We start from the raw sequence: 17,212 nt of genomic DNA, 5'->3' as shown, positions 1-17,212 counted from the left end.
GAACTATACCGCGTCGTTCCCACCCATCCAGACAATGGGAACTGTCACGCTCGATAATCTGGAAAAACGGTACGACAACGGGCAGATAGTCGCGGTCGACGACCTCTCGCTCGAAGTCGAGGACGGCGAGTTCGTCACCGTCGTCGGTCCGTCGGGCTGTGGGAAGTCGACGACGCTGCGGATGATCGCGGGGCTCGAACGGCCCACGTCCGGCAACGTCTCCATCGACGGCGAGGACGTGACCGACGTTCACGCGCGCAAGCGCGACGTGGCGATGGTGTTCCAGAACTACGCGCTGTACCCCCACAAGACCGTCTACCAGAACATGGCGTTCGGCCTCCGGATGAGCACCGACCTCTCGAAGGACGAGCGCGAGGACAAGGTGTACGAGACCGCCGAGATGATGGACATCGAGGAACTGCTCGACGACAAGCCGGGCGAGCTCTCGGGCGGTCAGAAACAGCGCGTCGCGCTGGGCCGGGCCATCGTCCGCGAACCCGACGTGTTCCTGTTCGACGAACCCCTCTCGAACCTCGACGCCAAGCTCCGGACCACGATGCGGACCGAGATACAGCGCCTCCAGAACGAGCTTGGAACCACCTCCATCTACGTCACCCACGACCAGGAGGAGGCGATGACGATGGGCGACCGCATCGTCATCCTCGACGGCGGCGAACTCCAGCAGGCCGGGGTCCCGACCGAGGTGTACACCGACCCCGTCAACGAGTTCGTGGGCGGATTCATCGGGTCACCGAGCATGAACTTCCTCGACCTCGACGTCGAGGACTCGGGGGGCGCGACCCGGCTCGTCGACGACCGCGGGTTCGCCTACGACCTCACCGACGAGCGCCTCCGCAACGCGGTCGCGGGTCGAACGAGCGTGCGGCTGGGCGTCCGTCCCGAGGACGTAGAGATGGCCGAGCGCGGCGAGAACGCGGTCGAGACCACCGTCGAGGTGGTCGAGCCCGTCGGCTCGGACAACTACCTCCACCTCGATCTGGGCCCCGACTTCATCGCGCGCGTCGGCTCCAGGGTCGAACCCGAGTACGGCGAGGTCGTCGAGGTGACGTTCGCCCAGTCGGACCTCCACCTCTTCGACGCCGACGGCGGCGAATCGCTGTTGCACGACGCCGAAATGTCGACCCCACCCACGGCGTAGCGCGGTCGGCCCCACCCACGGCGTCGCGCGGCCGACCTACCGGTCGGCCGCGCGACGCCGACACCGGTTCTCTGCCACGCGGTCGGTTCTCTGCCACGCGGTCAGTTCTCTGCCACGCGGTCAGTCCTCGGCGACCGCCCGCCGGTCTTCTGCCAGCAGGTCTCCCTCGTCCAGCAGCGCCACCGTGGTCGTCCGGAGCGCGTGGGGCCACCCCAGCGGCGTGGCGCTGTCGGGCGTCCCGTCGTCGAACACCTGCTCGGGAAGCGACTCCCCGCCCGGACACAGCGGTCCCTCGGGGAGGACCAGCCCAAGGAGGTCGCGGGCGGTCGCCGCGAGCTCCCCGGCCCGGTCGTCGCCGCGGTCGGCCAGTAGCTGCGCGAGGTTCGCGGCCGCGAACGCGCCCCACGCGGTCGAGACGGTCCATATCTTCTCGTGGTCCTGCGAGCGGGTCCGCCAGTCGTCGCCCTCGTACCGGACCAGCCCCCGGACCGCGCTCGCATCGGGGTCGCGGTGGAGTTCGTCGACGACCGTCCGGACGTGCGAGACCAGTCGGTCGAGGCGCTCGTCGTCGACCCCGGCGACGCGGTCGTACGCGAGGTGGGCGCTCGCGAGCGCGAGCGCCCCAGAGTCACACCGCGGGTCGAGGTCGCCCGGGGCGAGTTCGAGGGACTCCCCCGGGTCGAGTCCGAGGGACCCGCCGCCGAGTTCGGTCTCGACGACCGCCGCCTCGGAGGCGAGCCGGTAGCCGTAGACTCCGCGCTCGGGCAGCCAGAGGTCGTCGAGCGCCGCGTACACCCGGTCGGCGCGGTCGCGGGCGCGTCCGGCGAACTCGGCGTCGGCCCCTGCCGCGGTCGCGTAGGCTTCGAGGAACGTCGCCGCGGTATGAGAGAACCGGCCGACGGCGTCCTCCCACGCGTTCTGACAGGCGACCGGCAGGCCGTCGTCGGCGAGCGTCCGGTCGAGGCCGTCGAGTCCCGCGCGGAGTGTCGCCTCGGTCCGGTCGGCGAGGTCGCCGTCGAGGTCGGCGAGCGCGTCGGCGAGGTACGCGACGACGCTCGCGGTCTGGTCGGCCTGGTAGTCGCCGTACTCGCGGTCGTCGCCGACCGCGAGGTGGCTGTTGGCCCAGCCGGGAGCCAGCCGTCGGTTGTGCGGCCAGACCCGGTGGGGCCACGTCCCGTCGTCGAGCTGGGTCTCACAGTAGTTGCGGGCGCTTCGCTCGTGCCACCCCGACAGCCCGAGGTCGAGGCGTCGGTCGGCCCGGAGGAGGAACCGCGATATCTCGGCGTCGTCGCGGAACCAGGTGTAGCCGTACCCGCCCGAGTGGACGTAGTAGGGGTCGAAGTCGGGGCCCGCGATGCGCAGGCCCGTGGGGGCCGACAGCAGGCCGAGCGCGCGCAGGTCGGCGGCGACCGCGTCGGCCTCGGGGGCGTCGTCGGGCACCGACGGCGCGCTCTCGGCGGCCGCCGCCGAGAGCGCGCCGGGGAAGCCCCCGGTCGGCGAGCTCCGCGAGTCGGGCGAGCGCGGCCTCGCGGTCGGTCTCGCTGGCGTCGGCCACCAGGGTCGCGAGCGCGCTGGAGCCGCCGTCGAGAGGGAGTTCGCAGTAGAGGTCGCCGCTGAGGCTGGACTCCTCGCGGCGGCCCCCGTCGCCGGTCCGGGGCCGCTCGACCGGGGTCGAATCGAGCAGTTCCGCGAAGTCGGCCGGGAGACAGCCGCGGACGAGGTCGAACCCGGTCGCGCTGGCGACGTAGTCGCGCTCGGCGTCGTGATAGACCTCGACCGCGTCGTCGTGGTGGAGCTGTGCGACGCCGGTGTCCCGGCCCTCGGGCGCGAAGCTGAGGTAGGCGACCAGTTCGGTCGCCTCGCCCTCCGAACACTCGACCCGCGTGACGTGGCCGTTCCCGAGGGTGCAGTCCCGCTGGGTGACCGTCCCACCGCCCGGGAGTCGGTGCTCGGAGACCACGAGCGCGGTGTCCCCGCGGTAGCGCTGGGTCGTCTCGCAGTCGTCGAACCACGTCACGTCGCCGTCGCGCCGGACGCCCAGTCGGGCGGCGTCGAGGCCGTTGCGTCCGGTCAGGGGGTAGCCGAAGTCCCGGGGCGCGCCGTCGGGGCCGACGTGGACGAGCCGCCCGCTCGACGCGTCGGGGACCCCCGAGAACAGTCCGTCGGTCGTGCGGCGCTCGCCCGGGAAGCGAGTGTCGTGGCCCTCGTGACGCTTGAAGTCGTCGAGAGCGTCGCGGAGTTGCATTGGGCGAACGCATGCAACGAGCCGATTAATAACCTTTGGTGTAATTGTCGTTCATAGATTCAGAAATAGCGCAACAGTGAAGTGGGTCGGCCCGCCCCGTGAGGGTATGCACGAACCCGGCCCACCTCGGTTCGCCCACGTCGGCGAGTCGGTCTCGCTCGCGCCGCGCGACCCGGACCCCGACGCCGACTTCTCGTGGCGACTCGTCGAACGCCCCGACGAAAGCGACGTTGCGGTCGGCGGGGGCGCGGTCGTTCACCTCGAACCCGACGCGCCCGGCCGCTACCGCCTCGAACTCGACGCGCCGGACGGGACCCACGCCCAGACCGTCCGGGCGTTCCCCGACCCGCGCGAGGACGCGCGGTTCTCGGTCCCGGTCGCCGACCTCCCGGGGGACGACGACCCCGACGTGGTCTCGCTGGTCGGCCCGTTCAACGAGTACACCCTCGGTCGCGAGCGGATGACCCGCGAGGGCGACGCCTACGTCGCCGAGGTCCCCCTCCCGCCGGGCGACCACGAGGGCATCTGCGTCGCAGACGACGACTTCGAGCGGTCCCACACCGTCGACGTGACCGTCCCGGGTCCCGGTCGCCCCCGCGTTCACCTCGACGGCCGCGTCGAGGACGGGACGCTGGTCGCGAGCGCCCACGCCGAGGCCGCCCCCGACGGGGTCGACCCCGACGTGGAGTTCCACCTCGACGACCGCGACGACCTCGCCGAGTCGGCGGTGACCGTCGAGGGCCCGGAGCTTCGGGTCCCGGTCGCCGACCTGCCCGACAGCGCCCGAATCCACGCGGTTCCGGTCGCCGAGCGCCACGGCGTCGCCGACACCCTCGTCGTCGAGCGCGGGGGCGACGGCGACCGCGGCGTCGGCGACACCCTCGTCGTCGAGCGCGGGGGCGACGGCGACCGCGGCGTCGGCGACGCCGCGGTCGCGATTTCCCGGCCCAACGACCCGCCCGAGTGGGCGCGCCACGCAACCGTCTACCAGATATTCGTCAGGCGGTTCGCGGGCGAGACGGTCGACACCACCTTCGAGGAGCTCGCGCGGCGGGTCCCGTACCTCGAATCGCTCGACGTCGACTGCCTGTGGCTCACCCCGGTGGTCGCCAGCCCCACCGACCACGGCTACCACGTCACCGACTACTTCGACACCGCCGACGACCTCGGCACCCGCGCGGAGTTCGAGTCGCTGGTCGAGCGCCTCCACGAGGCGGGCATCCGGGTGGTCTTCGACCTCGTGATAAACCACACCTCACGGGACCACCCCGCGTTCCAGATGCACTCGGCGGGCGTGCCCGCGTACGCAGACCACTACGAGCGGGTGCCCGACGACCCGGCGCTGACCGACCGCGACGCGGTCGACGTGGACGACCTCGACTGGGCCGGACCCGGCAGGCCGGGCTACTACTTCAACTGGACCCGCATCCCGAACGTCGATTACGACTCGCCCGCGGTCCGGTCGTGGATGCTAGACGTGGTCGACGAGTGGGCACCCCTCGTCGACGGCTTCCGGGCCGACGTGGCGTGGGGGGTCCCCCACGGCTTCTGGAAGGAGGTCCGCGAGCGAGTGAAGGCCGCCGACTCCGAGTTCCTCCTGCTCGACGAGACCATCCCGCGGGACCCCCAGTTCCACGAGAACGAGTTCGACGCCCACTACGACACCGCGCTGTACGGCGCGCTCCGCGACATCGGCGCGGGCGAGGCCCCGGCCGAGTCGTTGTTCGACGCGCTCGACGCCAACCACCGCGAGGGGTTCCCCGACTCGTCGCTGCTGCTGCGGTACGTCGAGAACCACGACGAGACCCGCTACGTCGAGGAGTGCGGGACGGCCCCGCTCCGGGCGGCCGCGGGCGCGACGTTCACCCTGCCGGGCGCGCCGATGATATACTACGGACAGGAGCGCGGGGTCACCGAGCAACGCGGCGAGATGAAGTGGCACGACGGCGACGACGACCTGACCGCGCTGCACCGCCGCCTCTCGGAACTCCGGGGCGACCGCGCCGTCCTCCGGACCGGCGCGGTCGAGCGCGTCGATTTCGAGGGCGACGACCGGACCGTCGCGTACGCCCGCGACGACGGCGATTCGCGGCTGGTGGTCGCCCTCAACTTCGGCGAGGAGCCCCGGGAGGTCGCGGTCGGCGAACCCGTCGAGGCCACCGACCTCCTGACCGGCGAGTCGGTCGCCGACGGCGACCGACTCGCGGTCTCGGACGTGGTGGTCGTCGAGAGCAGGGTCTGACTCGCGTGCAGGTCGTCGAGAGCGGGCCCTGACTCGCGTGCAGGTCGGCCGAGCGGTCGGCCCCGGACACCGCTCGTACGCGGGCCTTAAGTAGTGTCACCGTGGACGTAGGAACGATGGACGACCCGACGCTCACGCGCCTGCTCCGGGAGTTCGGCCTCTCGGAGAAGGAGATAGACACCTACCTGACCATCCTCGACCACGGCGAAGCGAAGGCCAGCGTCGTCGCCGACGACGCTGGCGTCTCGAAACGGTACGTCTACAGCGTCAGCGAGGACCTCGAAGAGCGGGGGTTCGTCTCGGTCAACGACTACTCGGTGCCCACGACCATCCGGGCGGTGCCGCCCGCGGAGGTCGTCGACAGGCTCTCCCAGAACGTCGACCAGATGGGGCCCGCGCTCGAAGCCCGCTACTCACGGGACGTTCCCGAGTCCGACCAGTTCGAGGTCATCAAGTCCCGGGTGACCGTGCTCAAGCGCGTCACCGCGCTGGTCGCCGACGCCGCCGAGGAGGTGGCGGTGTCGGTCCCCTACGACCACCTCCCGGAGGTCGCCGACGAACTCCGGAGCGCGGTCGACCGCGGGGTGCTGGTGTTGCTCGTCGTGACCGAGGTCGGCCCCGACGACGACCTCGACCTCGACGGACTCGCCACCGTGGCCCGGGTGTGGGAGGAGCCGATGCCGACGATGGTCACGGTCGACCGGACCCACAGCCTCGTCGCGCCGCCCGGGATGATCGCGCGCTCGAACAGCGGCGAGCGCGCCATCGCGTTCACCCAGCGCCAGCTCGCGCCGGTGCTCGTCGGCTCCTTTTTCGGCAACTACTGGCCGATGGCCGAGGAGGCATACGTGGCCGACCCCCGCGACCTCCCGGCGACGTACACCGATTTCCGGCAGGCCGTCCTCCAGGCGACGTTGCGGCTCCGGTCGGGGGGCGACCTCGCCGCCACCGTCCGGGGACGGCCGGTCGACGACGCCGACGACGCCGAGGAGATAACGGGGCGGGTCGTCGCGGTCCGACAGGGGCTGGTCGAGCCCGCGAACAACTCCTTCCCCGTCGAGGCCGCGCTGGTGGTCGAGACCGGTGCGAGCCGGTACGTGGTCGGCGGCGAGGGCGCGTTCGTCGAGGACTACGAGGCCGAGTCGGTCGTCCTCGAACCCGTCGAGTGAGCCTCCCGAACGCGTTCGCATCCGACAGCAACGTCTGCCCGAGCAGGGTGACTTAAGCCGCTCCGGGGCTACCCCCGCGTATGACCGAGAAATCCGAGGGACTGCGGAGTAGCGAAGTCACGGAGGGGGTCGAACGCGCCCCGCATCGAGCGATGTTCCGCGCCATGGGCTACGACGACGAGGACCTCTCCTCGCCGATGGTGGGCGTGGCCAACCCCGCGGCCGACGTGACGCCGTGCAACGTCCACCTCGACGACGTGGCGGCCGCGGCCTACGAGGGCGTCGACGACGCGGCGGGCATGCCAATCGAGTTCGGCACCATCACCATCTCCGACGCCATCTCGATGGGGACCGAGGGGATGCGGGCCTCCCTGATATCGCGAGAGGTCATCGCCGACTCGGTGGAGCTGGTGGCGTTCGGCGAGCGACTCGACGGTCTCGTGACGGTCGCTGGCTGTGACAAGAACCTCCCGGGGATGATGATGGCCGCCATCCGGACCGACCTGCCCTCGGTCTTCCTCTACGGCGGGTCCATCATGCCCGGCGAACACGACGGTCGGGAGGTCACCGTCCAGAACGTCTTCGAGGGCGTCGGCGCGGTCGCGGAGGGCGACATGACCGAGGACGAACTCGACGGCCTCGAACGCCACGCCTGCCCGGGCGCGGGCTCGTGTGGCGGGATGTTCACCGCGAATACGATGGCCTCCATCTCCGAGGCGCTCGGGCTCGCGCCACTCGGGAGCGCGGGCGCGCCCGCCGAGTTCGAAGAGCGCTACGAGGTCGCCGAGCGCGCGGGCGAACTCGCGGTCGAGTGCATCGAGGCCGACCGCAGACCCTCGGACCTCCTCGAAAAGCGGTCGTTCGAGAACGCCATCGCGCTCCAGGTCGCCATCGGCGGGTCGACCAACGGCGTCCTCCACCTGCTCGCGCTGGCCGCGGAGGCCGGAATCGACCTCGACATCGAGGAGTTCGACGCAATCTCGCGCCGGACGCCCAAGATAGCCAACCTCCAGCCGGGCGGCCAGAAGACGATGTACGACCTCTACGAGCAGGGCGGCGTCCCGGTCGTCGTCCGTCGGCTCGTCGAGGCGGGGCTGTTCGACGGCGACGCCGCGACCGTCACGGGCCGGACGATTTCGGAGGAACTGGAACAACTGGACCTGCCGGACGACGGCGACATCGACGCCGAGTTCGTCCGCCCGGTGGACGACCCCTTCCACGAGGAGGGAGCCATCAAGATACTCACCGGCAACCTCGCGCCCGACGGCGCGGTCCTGAAAGTCACCGGCGAGGACGACTTCCACCACGAGGGTCCGGCCCGCGTGTTCGAGTCCGAGGAGGACGCGATGAAGTACGTCCAAGAGGGCCACATCGAGTCGGGCGACGTCGTCGTCATCCGCAACGAGGGGCCAGCGGGCGGTCCGGGAATGCGCGAGATGCTCGGGGTCACCGCCGCGGTCGTCGGGGCGGGCCACGAGGACGACGTCGCCCTGCTGACCGACGGCCGGTTCTCCGGGGCGACCCGCGGGCCGATGATCGGTCACGTCGCGCCCGAGTCGTTCGTCGGCGGCCCCATCGGCGCGGTCGAGGACGGCGACCACATCGTCGTCGACATCCCCGACCGCACCCTCGCGGTCGACCTCGCAGACGACGAGATCGAGTCGCGCCTCGACGCCCGCGAGACGCCGGAACCGGCCTACGAGAACGGCGTGCTGGCGAAGTACGGCGCGACGTTCGGGTCGGCCGCCGAGGGCGCGGTGACGAATCCCGGGGTCAAGCGCGAGTAGCGGGGCGGCGACGGTGGCGACTGACCTCAACCCGGTGATCAGACCTCGATTCGGAGCATCTCGTCGGCCCCCCGCTGGAACTCGAAGGAGACCGACCGGCGCTCGGTCGCGTACCCCTCGTCGGCCAGCATCTCTCGGAGTTCGTCGAGTCGGGGGTACTCCTGCCCGTCGAACCGGGCGAGGGGATAGATGCGAACTTCCTCGTCGGCGACGCGGGCGAGTTCGCGCAGTGACTCGGCGTGGAACTCGTGGCTCAGGTCGTCGCTGTACAGGAACATGAGGTGAGCCGAGAGCACCAGCGAGAACGAGTCGTCGGCGAACGGCAGGTCGGGGAGTTCGGCGTGGACGTAGCGGTCGGAGTCGAACCACTCCGCGTAGTCGGGGACGAAGGTCCGGTAGGCCGCGGTCCAGTGGTCGCGTACGTCGGCGACGTCGTCGTAGAACGACCAGACGAACTGGTCCTCGACGCCGTCGAACCCCGCGATGGCGGCGTCGACGTCGGCCTCGCACTTCTCGCGGAGGCGCTCCGGCGGGGTGTCGTAGAGCACGTCGGCACCGACTGCGTCGATACCGCGGCCGTTCGCCACGGGAACGAACGCGCAGGCCCCGCCGGGGCAGTCGAGCACCGACTTCCCGGTCCACTCGCCGAGGTCGAGGTCGAACATCCGCTCGTACTCCCGGACCGTTCGACCGATGAACGCCACGTCGTCTATCGTGTATCGATCCGACTCCTCCATGGATATTCCAGTGACTACGAGAAGTAATAAAGCTGTGGCGAGCGCGCGGGCGAGCGGTTCGCCGGGTTCAGGCGCGTTTCGGAGCGTCTCCCCGTCGATCTCCGTCCCGAGTCGGCGCGTTGAATCCGCCGCCGATTATCATATTTGATAAAAACATAACAACAATGTTAAGTAAACTAAACAGGTATCGGATTATATGCCACAACACAAGGTAGTCAACGACGATGCGGAAGTAAGCGGGCAGACCGTCCGGTCGGTCGTCGAAGGCGTCGGTCAGTTCTCCAGCGCGTACAAGCAACGGGCGCTCGATGTCCTCGACAGCCACGGCCTCCCCGAACCGCAGGAGGACGAGTGGTACCCCTGGCAGGCCTACATCGACGCCTTCGAGGAGCTCGCCGACACCATCGGACCGAAGACCGTGACCAAGATCGGGTCGGAGATTCCCGACCTCGTCGACTGGCCGCCGACGGTCGACACCGTCAAGGAGGCGATGGACGCGCTCGACGAGCAGTACAACGCCACCCACCGCGGCGACGATATCGGCTACTACGACTTCGAGAAGACCGGCGACACCGGCGGCGTGATGGAGTCGAAGAACCCCTACCCCTCGGCGCTCGACGAGGGACTGCTCAAGGCCACCGCCGAGAAGTTCAGCGATGACGGCGCGTTCGTTCGCGTCGAACAGACCAGCGACGGCGAGGTCACCACCTTCCAGATTTCGTGGTGAGCGTCGGGGTGGCGTCTCGCCACGAGCGGCTACCGCGGTGAGGTGTACTCCATCCCGAGGAACTCGCGGGCGCGCTCGGGGTCGGTGATGACCTCGCGACCGAGCATCTCCGCGAGTTCGACGGTGAGTTCGACCACTTCGGAGTTCTTCTCGATGAGTTCGTCCCCGTGGGGATACCGCCAGTAGGCGTCCTCGATGCCGACGCGGACGACGTTCGCGCCCGCGAGGAGCCCGACCGCGAGCATCGGGAGCCAGTTGCGCCCGCCGGGGTAGAGTCCGACGATGCTGTTCTCGACGGTCTGGCGCACGTCGTAGAGTTGCGAGATGACCTTGAAGTACGACCACGGGTCGTTGGTGGTGGTCATCGAGTGGTGCGAGCCAGCGCGGATGCACAGCACGAAGGGGTCCCAGACCGCCTCGTTCTCGTCGATGAGGTGGCGCTTGACGTCGCGTACGACGTGGGTGTCGTAGAGCTGGAAGATGGGTTTCACGCCGTTGTCCTCGTAGTAGCGGACCGCTTCTTTGACGCTCGACGGCGAGTGGTAGGTCCCCGCGCCGAACAGCCCGATGGGGAGGACGACCCCGCCCTGACAGTACTTGTTGCCGTCGCCGCGTTCGAGCAGGTCGGCGACCCCCGACACGTAGTCGGCGTGGGGGCCGACCGACCACCCCTGACTCAGCGTGACCACGTCGCCACACTCCTCGAACACCGGGTCGAGAACGTCGACCAGCAGGTCGTTGTCGTTCCACTGCGGGCGGCGGTTCTCGTCGCGCGGGTGGACGTGGACCGCGGCCGCTCCGGCCTCGACGCTGTCGACGAGCTCCTGTATCTGCTCTCCTCTCGTATCGGGGACCGCCGGGTAGTGGTCGCCGCCGGGTTGCCACCCGGGATATGCACATTCGATGACCACGGGACTGTCCATCGTGTCGATGGGGTCCTCCTCGTGGACGGGGAAGAACCGCTTTGCGGCCTCCGGGGTGAAGGTCCCCGACTGCTCGAGTTCGTCGAACGGGAGGTCGTCGTAGAGGTTCCCGTGAAGGGACTCGTCTCGTCCGGTAGCGCGGTCGTCGTCGGATGTCGAACCGTTCGGGCCCATTGTATCGATATCACAATCATAATCACTTAAATATTATATGATATTGAATATATCTCCGCGGGTGGTCGTCCGTCGTGACGGACGACCACCCGCACGGCGGGTTCGCGGTCACCGGCCCGCGGTCACCGACCCGCGCCGACCGACCCGCGTTGCCGCATCCGAACGCTAAAAGGTCCCGACTCGATTGGGGAGCGGTATGGAGGTCCTCGGTCGACTGCTCGCACTGCTCGCGATACTGCTGGCGGGGACCGGCCTGCGGGCGACCGGCGCGCTCGACGAGCGCCGGACCGAGCGACTCAACGCCCTCGCCTACTACGTCGCGCTCCCGGCGCTCATCTTCGTCTCGACGTACGACCGGTCGGTCGCCGACCTCCTCACGCCGACGCTGCTCGCGGGCCTCCTCGTGGTTCTGACCGCGACCGCGGGACTCGCGTGGGCCATCCACCGGAACCGGTCGTCGCGACCCCGCCGGAGCGTCGCGGTCGTCCAGTCGTATCACTCGAACCTCGGGTACCTCGGCCTGCCGCTCGTGGCCGCGACGTTCGACGCCGAGGTGACCGCGGTCGCGAGCGTCATACTGGGCGTGCTCTCGCTGGCTCAGGTGCCCCTGACGGTCGTCGTCCTCTCGACCGTCAACGGTGCCGACGCCTCGCTCGGCCGCGAACTGGCCGGACTCGCGCGAAACCCCGTGCTGGCGACGCTGGTCGCTGGCCTCCTCGTCGGGTCGGCCGGGCTCGCGGTCCCTGCTCCAGTCGCCACCGGCCTCGACGCGGTGGGGTCGCTCGCGCTCCCCCTCGCGCTGGTCTGCGTCGGCGCGTCACTCCGAATCGACCTCCCCGGGGTCGACCTCGGCGCGACCGGGTCGGTCGTGGCGCTCAAGATCGGCGCGATGCCCGCGCTGGCGTGGGCGGTCTTCTCGGTCCTCGGGGTCGATACCGCCACGTTCACCGCGAGCGTCGTCATGCTCGGCACCCCGACCGCGGTCTCGACGTTCGTCTTCGCGAGCGAACTCGGCGGCGACGCCGAGTTCGCGTCGCTCAACGTCTTCGCCACGACGCTGGCGTCCATCGGAACGCTGTTCGTCCTCATCTCGCTGGTGGGCTGAGCGGGCCGCCAGTAGTTCCATACGGCCGGACGTCGTACCCCGTGACGACATGCCCACGAGACAGGCCGAGACCACATGGCAGGACGGAAAAGAGGGACGCGGCGACTTCGAGACCGAGAGCGGGCAGGTCGAGGGGACCTTCCGGTTCCCGACCCGCTTCGAGGACGAACCCGGGACCAACCCCGAGGAACTCATCGGCGCGGCCCACTCGGGGTGTTTCTCGATGCAACTCGCGGCCTTCCTCGAAGACGAGGGCTACGAGCCAGAGCGACTCCACACCGAGGCCGACGTCCACCTCGACCGCGCCGACGGCGGCGGGTTCGAGATTTCGCGAATCGACCTGACGCTGGCGGCCGAGATACCCGACATCGAACGGGGCGAGTTCGACGACCTCGCCCAGCGCGCCAAGGAGAACTGCCCCGTGTCGAAGGCGCTCGCCGGGCCGGAGATAACGCTCGACGCGACGCTGGAGTAGTCGTTTCGGGCGCGCCGTCCATCCGGCGGGACGACAGCGGTCGGCCGACCTCGGGAGGTCGGTCGAGCGAAGGGGCGAGAGGAGCGCGCTCGGCTATCGGTCGCTGTGGTCGAAGAACTTGGTATGGGACCGCCGAGATTCGAACTCAGGTCCTACCGACCCCATCGGCAGAGGATACCGCTACCCTACGGTCCCGTGGTGGCACGTTTCGGCGTGCAATCTGAAGAAGGGCCGTCCCCGTGTTAAGCGCTTCGTTTCACTCGTCGTCGTCGGGCGGATTCCGCGGGACGACGAGGTCGCCGTCGTCGGCGACCGCCATGCTCGCCAGCGCGTCGTTCTCGTAGGCGGCGACGCCGTGGCTCCGCCCGAGGACGTAGCCGTCGTGGTCGGACTCGACGGTCGCTTTCACGTCGCCGTGGGGCGTGACGATGTCGGCGACTGGGTCGCCCTCCTCGACCACGTCGCCCGCGTCCACGCGGTGGCGGGCGATTCCCGGCGTCTCGGTGTGGGGGTGGACCGCGCGCTTGACCGGAAAGTCGACCGGCGCGTCGGGACCGACCGCGTCCGGGTCGGGGTCGCCCGGCAGGACACCGAGTTCGCGCATGACGTTCCGGACGCCGACGACGGCGTCCTCGCGGACCGCCTCGTCGACGACCTCGTGGCCGCCGAGTTCCGCGGTGAACGCGGGGATTCCGGCGTCGTTGAGCGCCGCGCCCGCGGTCGAGCGCTGGAGGTTCTGCTCGGTGTACTCCTCGGCGGCGTACTCGTTGACCACGGGCATCCCGAACGCCTCGACGAGCGATTCGAGGTCCTCGGCGAGGTCGCGGGCCTCGGCTTCGGTCCGATTTTTGCCGTAGAGGACCCGGTCCCGAATCAGGAACGGCATCGACCCGACGTGGGCGGTGTGGAGGTCCACGAGCGCGTCGGCCGAATCGGCGAACGCCTCGTAGACGCGCTCGTCGATGAGCTGCTGGACGCTCGGCGGCCGCGAACTCTCGGCGTCGGCGTCGGGGAAGTAGCGGTTCGGGTCCTCGTCGTCGTAGTAGGAGGTCCGGGCGTTGCGCCGCAGGCCCGCGGGATTGAGAGTGGGGACGCAGACGACCGTCCCCCGAATCTCCGCAGCGAGGTCGTCGGTCATCACGTCCTGCGCGACCGCGAGGCCGGTGACCTCGTTGCCGTGGATGGCGGCGGTTATCCAGAGCGTCGGGCCCTCGTCCTCGCCCTCCGCGATTATCACGGGGAGGCGCTCTGGGGTGCCGGTGGGGAGGTCGGTCACGTCGAGCCACCCGGTCGCGAGTTCGCCGGGTTCGGAGTCGGCGGTTCCGAGTTGCATAGTTGGGGGTGTCGTGGCGGGGTGAAAAAGCTGGGTTTGGCGGCGAAGTGGCGTTCGTCGTTCCGTGTTTCAAAGCGTCGCCTGATACGTTTCGGCCCACTTCTTGGGAACGGGCAAATCCCGGAGGACACGGCTCTGAAGTCTGTAGAAACCGTTCGCCGCCTTCTGACAGTTGGCTTTCATCCACATTTGCGCCTTCGGACTGTTGAGATACTCCAGGAGTTCCTCGAGCGGAACGCCGTCGTTCGGCACCAGATAGTACACCGAGTGTTTCGGTACCACGTCACCGTGGGTTTCCGGCCAGAACGCGGGTTCTTTCGCGATGTCTTTGAACACGATTTTCGGTTGTAGAATGTCCTGCATCGGTGGCCGCTCGTGCCACGCGTACCATCGCTTTCCGTTCTCTACGCACGACCGGTCCTCCAATCGGTCGCGATGGTTCTCGGCCCAATCTCCGAACGTGCCGAGTTCGTCTTCGTCGGGGAGCGACCCGTCGTCGCGATACGGACAGACGAACACTGTGTCGGTGTACGGACCGTCGTTCTCGCGCAACTGCCGCCCCGAAACCGTCCTGCGAACCCACCTCGAGTCGAGTCCGTCCGGGACAGCCTCCCGCTTCATCACGAACACCGAATCCGCACCTGTCGCTATCCCCGGCGAGATTCGGACGCTCGCGTCGTCCAGCGTCGCTCCGGTTTCCATGTCGCCGAAATCCGCGTTGCGTATACTCGGGGCCCAACTGTCCCCGTTCGTCGGTAACGTCGTACTGTGAACCGACCCGTCTCGAAGGACGACGTCCGTTTCTGTGCGACGGTCGTCGTTCCGAACGGTCGTGATGCAGGGAAAGGTGACCAGTCCGGTAAACGCGTCCTCGGCGATGTGTTCTATCTCCTCGACGTGTACGCCGTTCTGGGTCAGTAACCGCCTCAACGGTCCGGCAGTCTGCACGTATTCGAATTTCTCGGGTGTGACGAACGACAGGATTCCGCCCGGGGCAAGCAGTTCCAACGCCCGTTCGAAAAATAGGAGATAGAGGTCGAATCGCTCGACAGCAGTACTGAACCTCGCCTTGTATCGCCGTTTCTCCTCCTCGCTGAGACCCTCGATTGGAACGTACGGAGGGTTCCCGACGATGTAATCGAATTCCTCCACGTCGAGCATATCGTCGGCCAAGAAGTCTCGCTTCCGAAACTCGACGTGGGTCAGTCCCCGGTCGCGGGCATCTACGAGATGTTCCGGATTCGTTTCGACCCCCAGTCCGTCCGGGTACGCCCACCCGTTCGCGTCACAGATTCGCTCGACCGCCGCCGGGAACGGCCCGGTCCCACAACCCGGATACAGTATCGTATCGCCGGACTCCGGTGGGCCATCGCGGAACAGCCGACGGACCATCTTCTCGGCGAGATCGGCCGGAGTCGGGACGTGTCCTTTCACAGCCCTGAGTATCGCCCTCGAATACTTTAAATTGCGTATTGCCAGTGGGCGTGTGTCCCGCTCCCTACAGTTCGATGTGCCCACGGACGTACGATGTAAGCGACCGTGCGAACCTCCGGAACTCCAGTTCTTCGTTCGGCTGCCAGTACTCACCCTCCATCCCGCGTTCCTCGTCGCTGAGGACGAACGCCGCGCTGTTCACGAGACGTTGACGTACCATTCGTAGACAGAGCAGTTCCATCCGGTCGACGTACGTCGCATTCTGAAACGCATCGTCGACGGGGAAGTTTGGCTCTCGAAGGGTCGGAACGTTCCGTGACTTCTCGTTGTCGGCCATGAGCATGAGATATCCGATCCAAGGTGCAGGACTCGGTTCGAACACGCCGTCTTCGTACGCCTGTAACAGGTCGGTGTTGTTCCCGATTGCTTCCTCGGCTCGGTTGTTCAGATTGTTTCCGAAGCTACTGGCTTGAGACTTGTATTCGACGACGGCGAGGAGTTCGTCGTCGTGAACGACGGCCGTATCCCACTCTTTCTCGTGTCGATAGTAGCCCGGGAGCGTCCCGTAGTAATCGTGCTTTACGGACTCGCGTGGTACTCCAGCGTCGACCAACAAGTCCTCGACAAGTCCGGCGAAGCCGTCCATCTGGGTCCCGCCGAGAACCTCGGCTCGACGCCCTCGGGTACTGTTTTCGGATTCGCGTTGGTTTTTGCCTTGTCCCGACCGAGTTTCCCAGTACCACTGTACCGCATCTGAGAGTTCGGGTTCCAGGTTATCTATCACAGTTTCCGCTGTCGACTCGAATCCTGTATGTGTGCCGATTCCGACGTTTCACACCAACACCCGTTCTAACTCCACCACGACGCCCTCCTCGGCGTCGGGGTCCCCGGCCATCCGCCCGAGACACACCGCCGACCCGTCGGGCGTGAAGCACGCGACCAGTTGGCCCTCCCCGGCGTCGTCGGCCTCGATGACGCCCGGCGCGTACACCTGCGCGCCCTGCGCGACCTGCTCGGCCGCGCTCGGGGCGACGGTGACCTCCGGCAGGTGGGTCAGCGCGCGCTCGGCGGGGGCGACGACCTCGCGGAGCCGGTCGTCCTCGCCGTCCTCGCGCCACCGCGCCAGCGCGTCGGTGAGGTCCTCCATCGTCACCAGCGTCGAGTCCTCGAAGGGGTCGGTCGCGGTCCGGCGGAGGTCGCCCATGTGCGCGCCCGTCCCGAGCGCGAGGCCGAGGTCGTGACAGAGCTTCCGGATGTAGGTGCCGCTCTCGCACCGGATTCGGAGGAGCGCCTGCCGGTCTTGGACCTCCAGCACGTCGAGGTCGTGTATCTCTCGGACCCGCAACCGTCGGGCCACCGCGCTCTTTCGCGGGGGCTTCTGGTAGAGCGGCCCTTCGAACTCCGCGGCGATGGCGTCGAGGTCGGCGGGCGGGTCGTCGTGGAGTTCCAGCACCGCGACGTACTCCTTGGCTCCCTCTAGGAACACCTGCGAGAGCCGGGTCGCGGCCCCGGTGAGGACGGGCAGACACCCCGTGACCTTCGGGTCGAGGGTTCCGGCGTGGGCGGCCTGCTCGACCTCGGCGGCGTCTCGCACCCACCCGGCGACCTGATGAGCCGAGGGACCGGGCGGTTTGTCGAGGTTCACGACGCCGAATTCGAGGAGTTCGGCGGGCGACCGCTCCTCGGGGGGTGCCCGAAGCAT

The 17,212-nt window shown here is 68.4% G+C and carries 13 protein-coding genes, 1 tRNA gene and 1 pseudogene; 7 read left to right on the top strand and 8 right to left on the bottom strand.

Features of this window, described 5'->3' with window-relative positions; genetic code table 11:
* The first annotated feature begins 34 nt into the window (after positions 1 to 34).
* Positions 35 to 1,159 (top strand): ABC transporter ATP-binding protein, encoded by a 1,125-nt coding sequence (locus NGM10_RS12435; RefSeq protein ID WP_253479240.1) that lies wholly within the window; start codon positions 35 to 37, stop codon positions 1,157 to 1,159.
* Positions 1,160 to 1,279: 120 nt separating this feature from the next.
* On the opposite strand, the pseudogene NGM10_RS18305 reads toward NGM10_RS12435, so the two are convergent.
* Positions 1,280 to 3,404 (bottom strand): annotated as a pseudogene (locus NGM10_RS18305) (DUF7997 domain-containing protein).
* Between the two features lie 106 nt (positions 3,405 to 3,510).
* Between NGM10_RS18305 and NGM10_RS12425 the strand changes: the two are divergent.
* From NGM10_RS12425 to ilvD, 3 genes are all read left to right on the top strand, one after another.
* A complete protein-coding gene (locus tag NGM10_RS12425; RefSeq protein ID WP_253479236.1) occupies positions 3,511 to 5,646 on the top strand; it encodes an alpha-amylase family glycosyl hydrolase in 2,136 nt (711 codons plus the stop codon).
* A 116-nt stretch (positions 5,647 to 5,762) separates the two neighbouring features.
* Positions 5,763 to 6,815 (top strand): TrmB family transcriptional regulator, encoded by a 1,053-nt coding sequence (locus NGM10_RS12420; RefSeq protein WP_253479234.1) that lies wholly within the window; start codon positions 5,763 to 5,765, stop codon positions 6,813 to 6,815.
* Positions 6,816 to 6,895: 80 nt separating this feature from the next.
* A complete protein-coding gene (ilvD, locus tag NGM10_RS12415; RefSeq protein ID WP_253479232.1) occupies positions 6,896 to 8,602 on the top strand; it encodes a dihydroxy-acid dehydratase in 1,707 nt (568 codons plus the stop codon).
* 38 nt (positions 8,603 to 8,640) lie between these two features.
* Here ilvD and NGM10_RS12410 read toward each other — a convergent pair whose 3' ends face one another.
* Complete coding sequence (locus tag NGM10_RS12410) at positions 8,641 to 9,339, bottom strand: class I SAM-dependent methyltransferase (RefSeq protein WP_253479230.1); 699 nt, start codon at positions 9,337 to 9,339, stop codon at positions 8,641 to 8,643.
* Between the two features lie 196 nt (positions 9,340 to 9,535).
* On the opposite strand from NGM10_RS12410, the gene NGM10_RS12405 reads away from it, so the two are divergent.
* Positions 9,536 to 10,066 carry a hypothetical protein gene (locus NGM10_RS12405; RefSeq protein ID WP_253479228.1) on the top strand — a complete coding sequence of 177 codons (531 nt, stop codon included), beginning with the start codon at positions 9,536 to 9,538 and terminating at the stop codon, positions 10,064 to 10,066.
* Positions 10,067 to 10,095: 29 nt separating this feature from the next.
* Here the strand turns inward: NGM10_RS12405 and NGM10_RS12400 are convergent, their stop codons facing one another.
* A complete protein-coding gene (locus tag NGM10_RS12400) occupies positions 10,096 to 11,163 on the bottom strand; it encodes a beta-keto acid cleavage family enzyme (protein WP_253479226.1) in 1,068 nt (355 codons plus the stop codon).
* A 196-nt stretch (positions 11,164 to 11,359) separates the two neighbouring features.
* Here NGM10_RS12400 and NGM10_RS12395 point away from each other — a divergent pair, with 196 nt between their 5' ends.
* Both NGM10_RS12395 and NGM10_RS12390 read left to right on the top strand, forming a co-directional pair.
* The gene (locus tag NGM10_RS12395) at positions 11,360 to 12,268 is read left to right on the top strand and encodes an AEC family transporter (RefSeq protein ID WP_253479224.1); all 909 of its coding nucleotides are present in this window, start codon (positions 11,360 to 11,362) and stop codon (positions 12,266 to 12,268) included.
* A 49-nt stretch (positions 12,269 to 12,317) separates the two neighbouring features.
* Complete coding sequence (locus NGM10_RS12390; RefSeq protein WP_253479222.1) at positions 12,318 to 12,743, top strand: OsmC family protein; 426 nt, start codon at positions 12,318 to 12,320, stop codon at positions 12,741 to 12,743.
* A 124-nt stretch (positions 12,744 to 12,867) separates the two neighbouring features.
* On the opposite strand, the gene NGM10_RS12385 is transcribed toward NGM10_RS12390, so the two are convergent.
* From NGM10_RS12385 to NGM10_RS12365, 5 genes are all read right to left on the bottom strand, one after another.
* Positions 12,868 to 12,938: transfer RNA gene (locus NGM10_RS12385), tRNA-Pro, on the bottom strand.
* Between the two features lie 61 nt (positions 12,939 to 12,999).
* On the bottom strand, positions 13,000 to 14,076 hold the full coding sequence (locus tag NGM10_RS12380) for a succinylglutamate desuccinylase/aspartoacylase family protein (RefSeq protein WP_253479220.1): 1,077 nt from the start codon (positions 14,074 to 14,076) through the stop codon (positions 13,000 to 13,002).
* Positions 14,077 to 14,145: 69 nt separating this feature from the next.
* Positions 14,146 to 15,510, bottom strand: coding sequence for an Eco57I restriction-modification methylase domain-containing protein (locus NGM10_RS12375; protein WP_253479218.1), 1,365 nt, complete (start codon positions 15,508 to 15,510; stop codon positions 14,146 to 14,148).
* A gap of 64 nt (positions 15,511 to 15,574) precedes the next feature.
* Positions 15,575 to 16,294 (bottom strand): PaeR7I family type II restriction endonuclease, encoded by a 720-nt coding sequence (locus NGM10_RS12370; protein ID WP_253479216.1) that lies wholly within the window; start codon positions 16,292 to 16,294, stop codon positions 15,575 to 15,577.
* Positions 16,295 to 16,342: 48 nt separating this feature from the next.
* Positions 16,343 to 17,212 carry an RNA-guided pseudouridylation complex pseudouridine synthase subunit Cbf5 gene (locus tag NGM10_RS12365; protein ID WP_253479214.1) on the bottom strand — a complete coding sequence of 290 codons (870 nt, stop codon included), beginning with the start codon at positions 17,210 to 17,212 and terminating at the stop codon, positions 16,343 to 16,345.

The sequence above is a fragment of the Halorussus salilacus genome (assembly GCF_024138125.1).
GTDB classification, from domain to species: domain Archaea; phylum Halobacteriota; class Halobacteria; order Halobacteriales; family Haladaptataceae; genus Halorussus; species Halorussus salilacus.
Note: the sequence above shows the minus strand (reverse complement) of the source record. Positions and strands in the feature narration are given on the sequence as shown.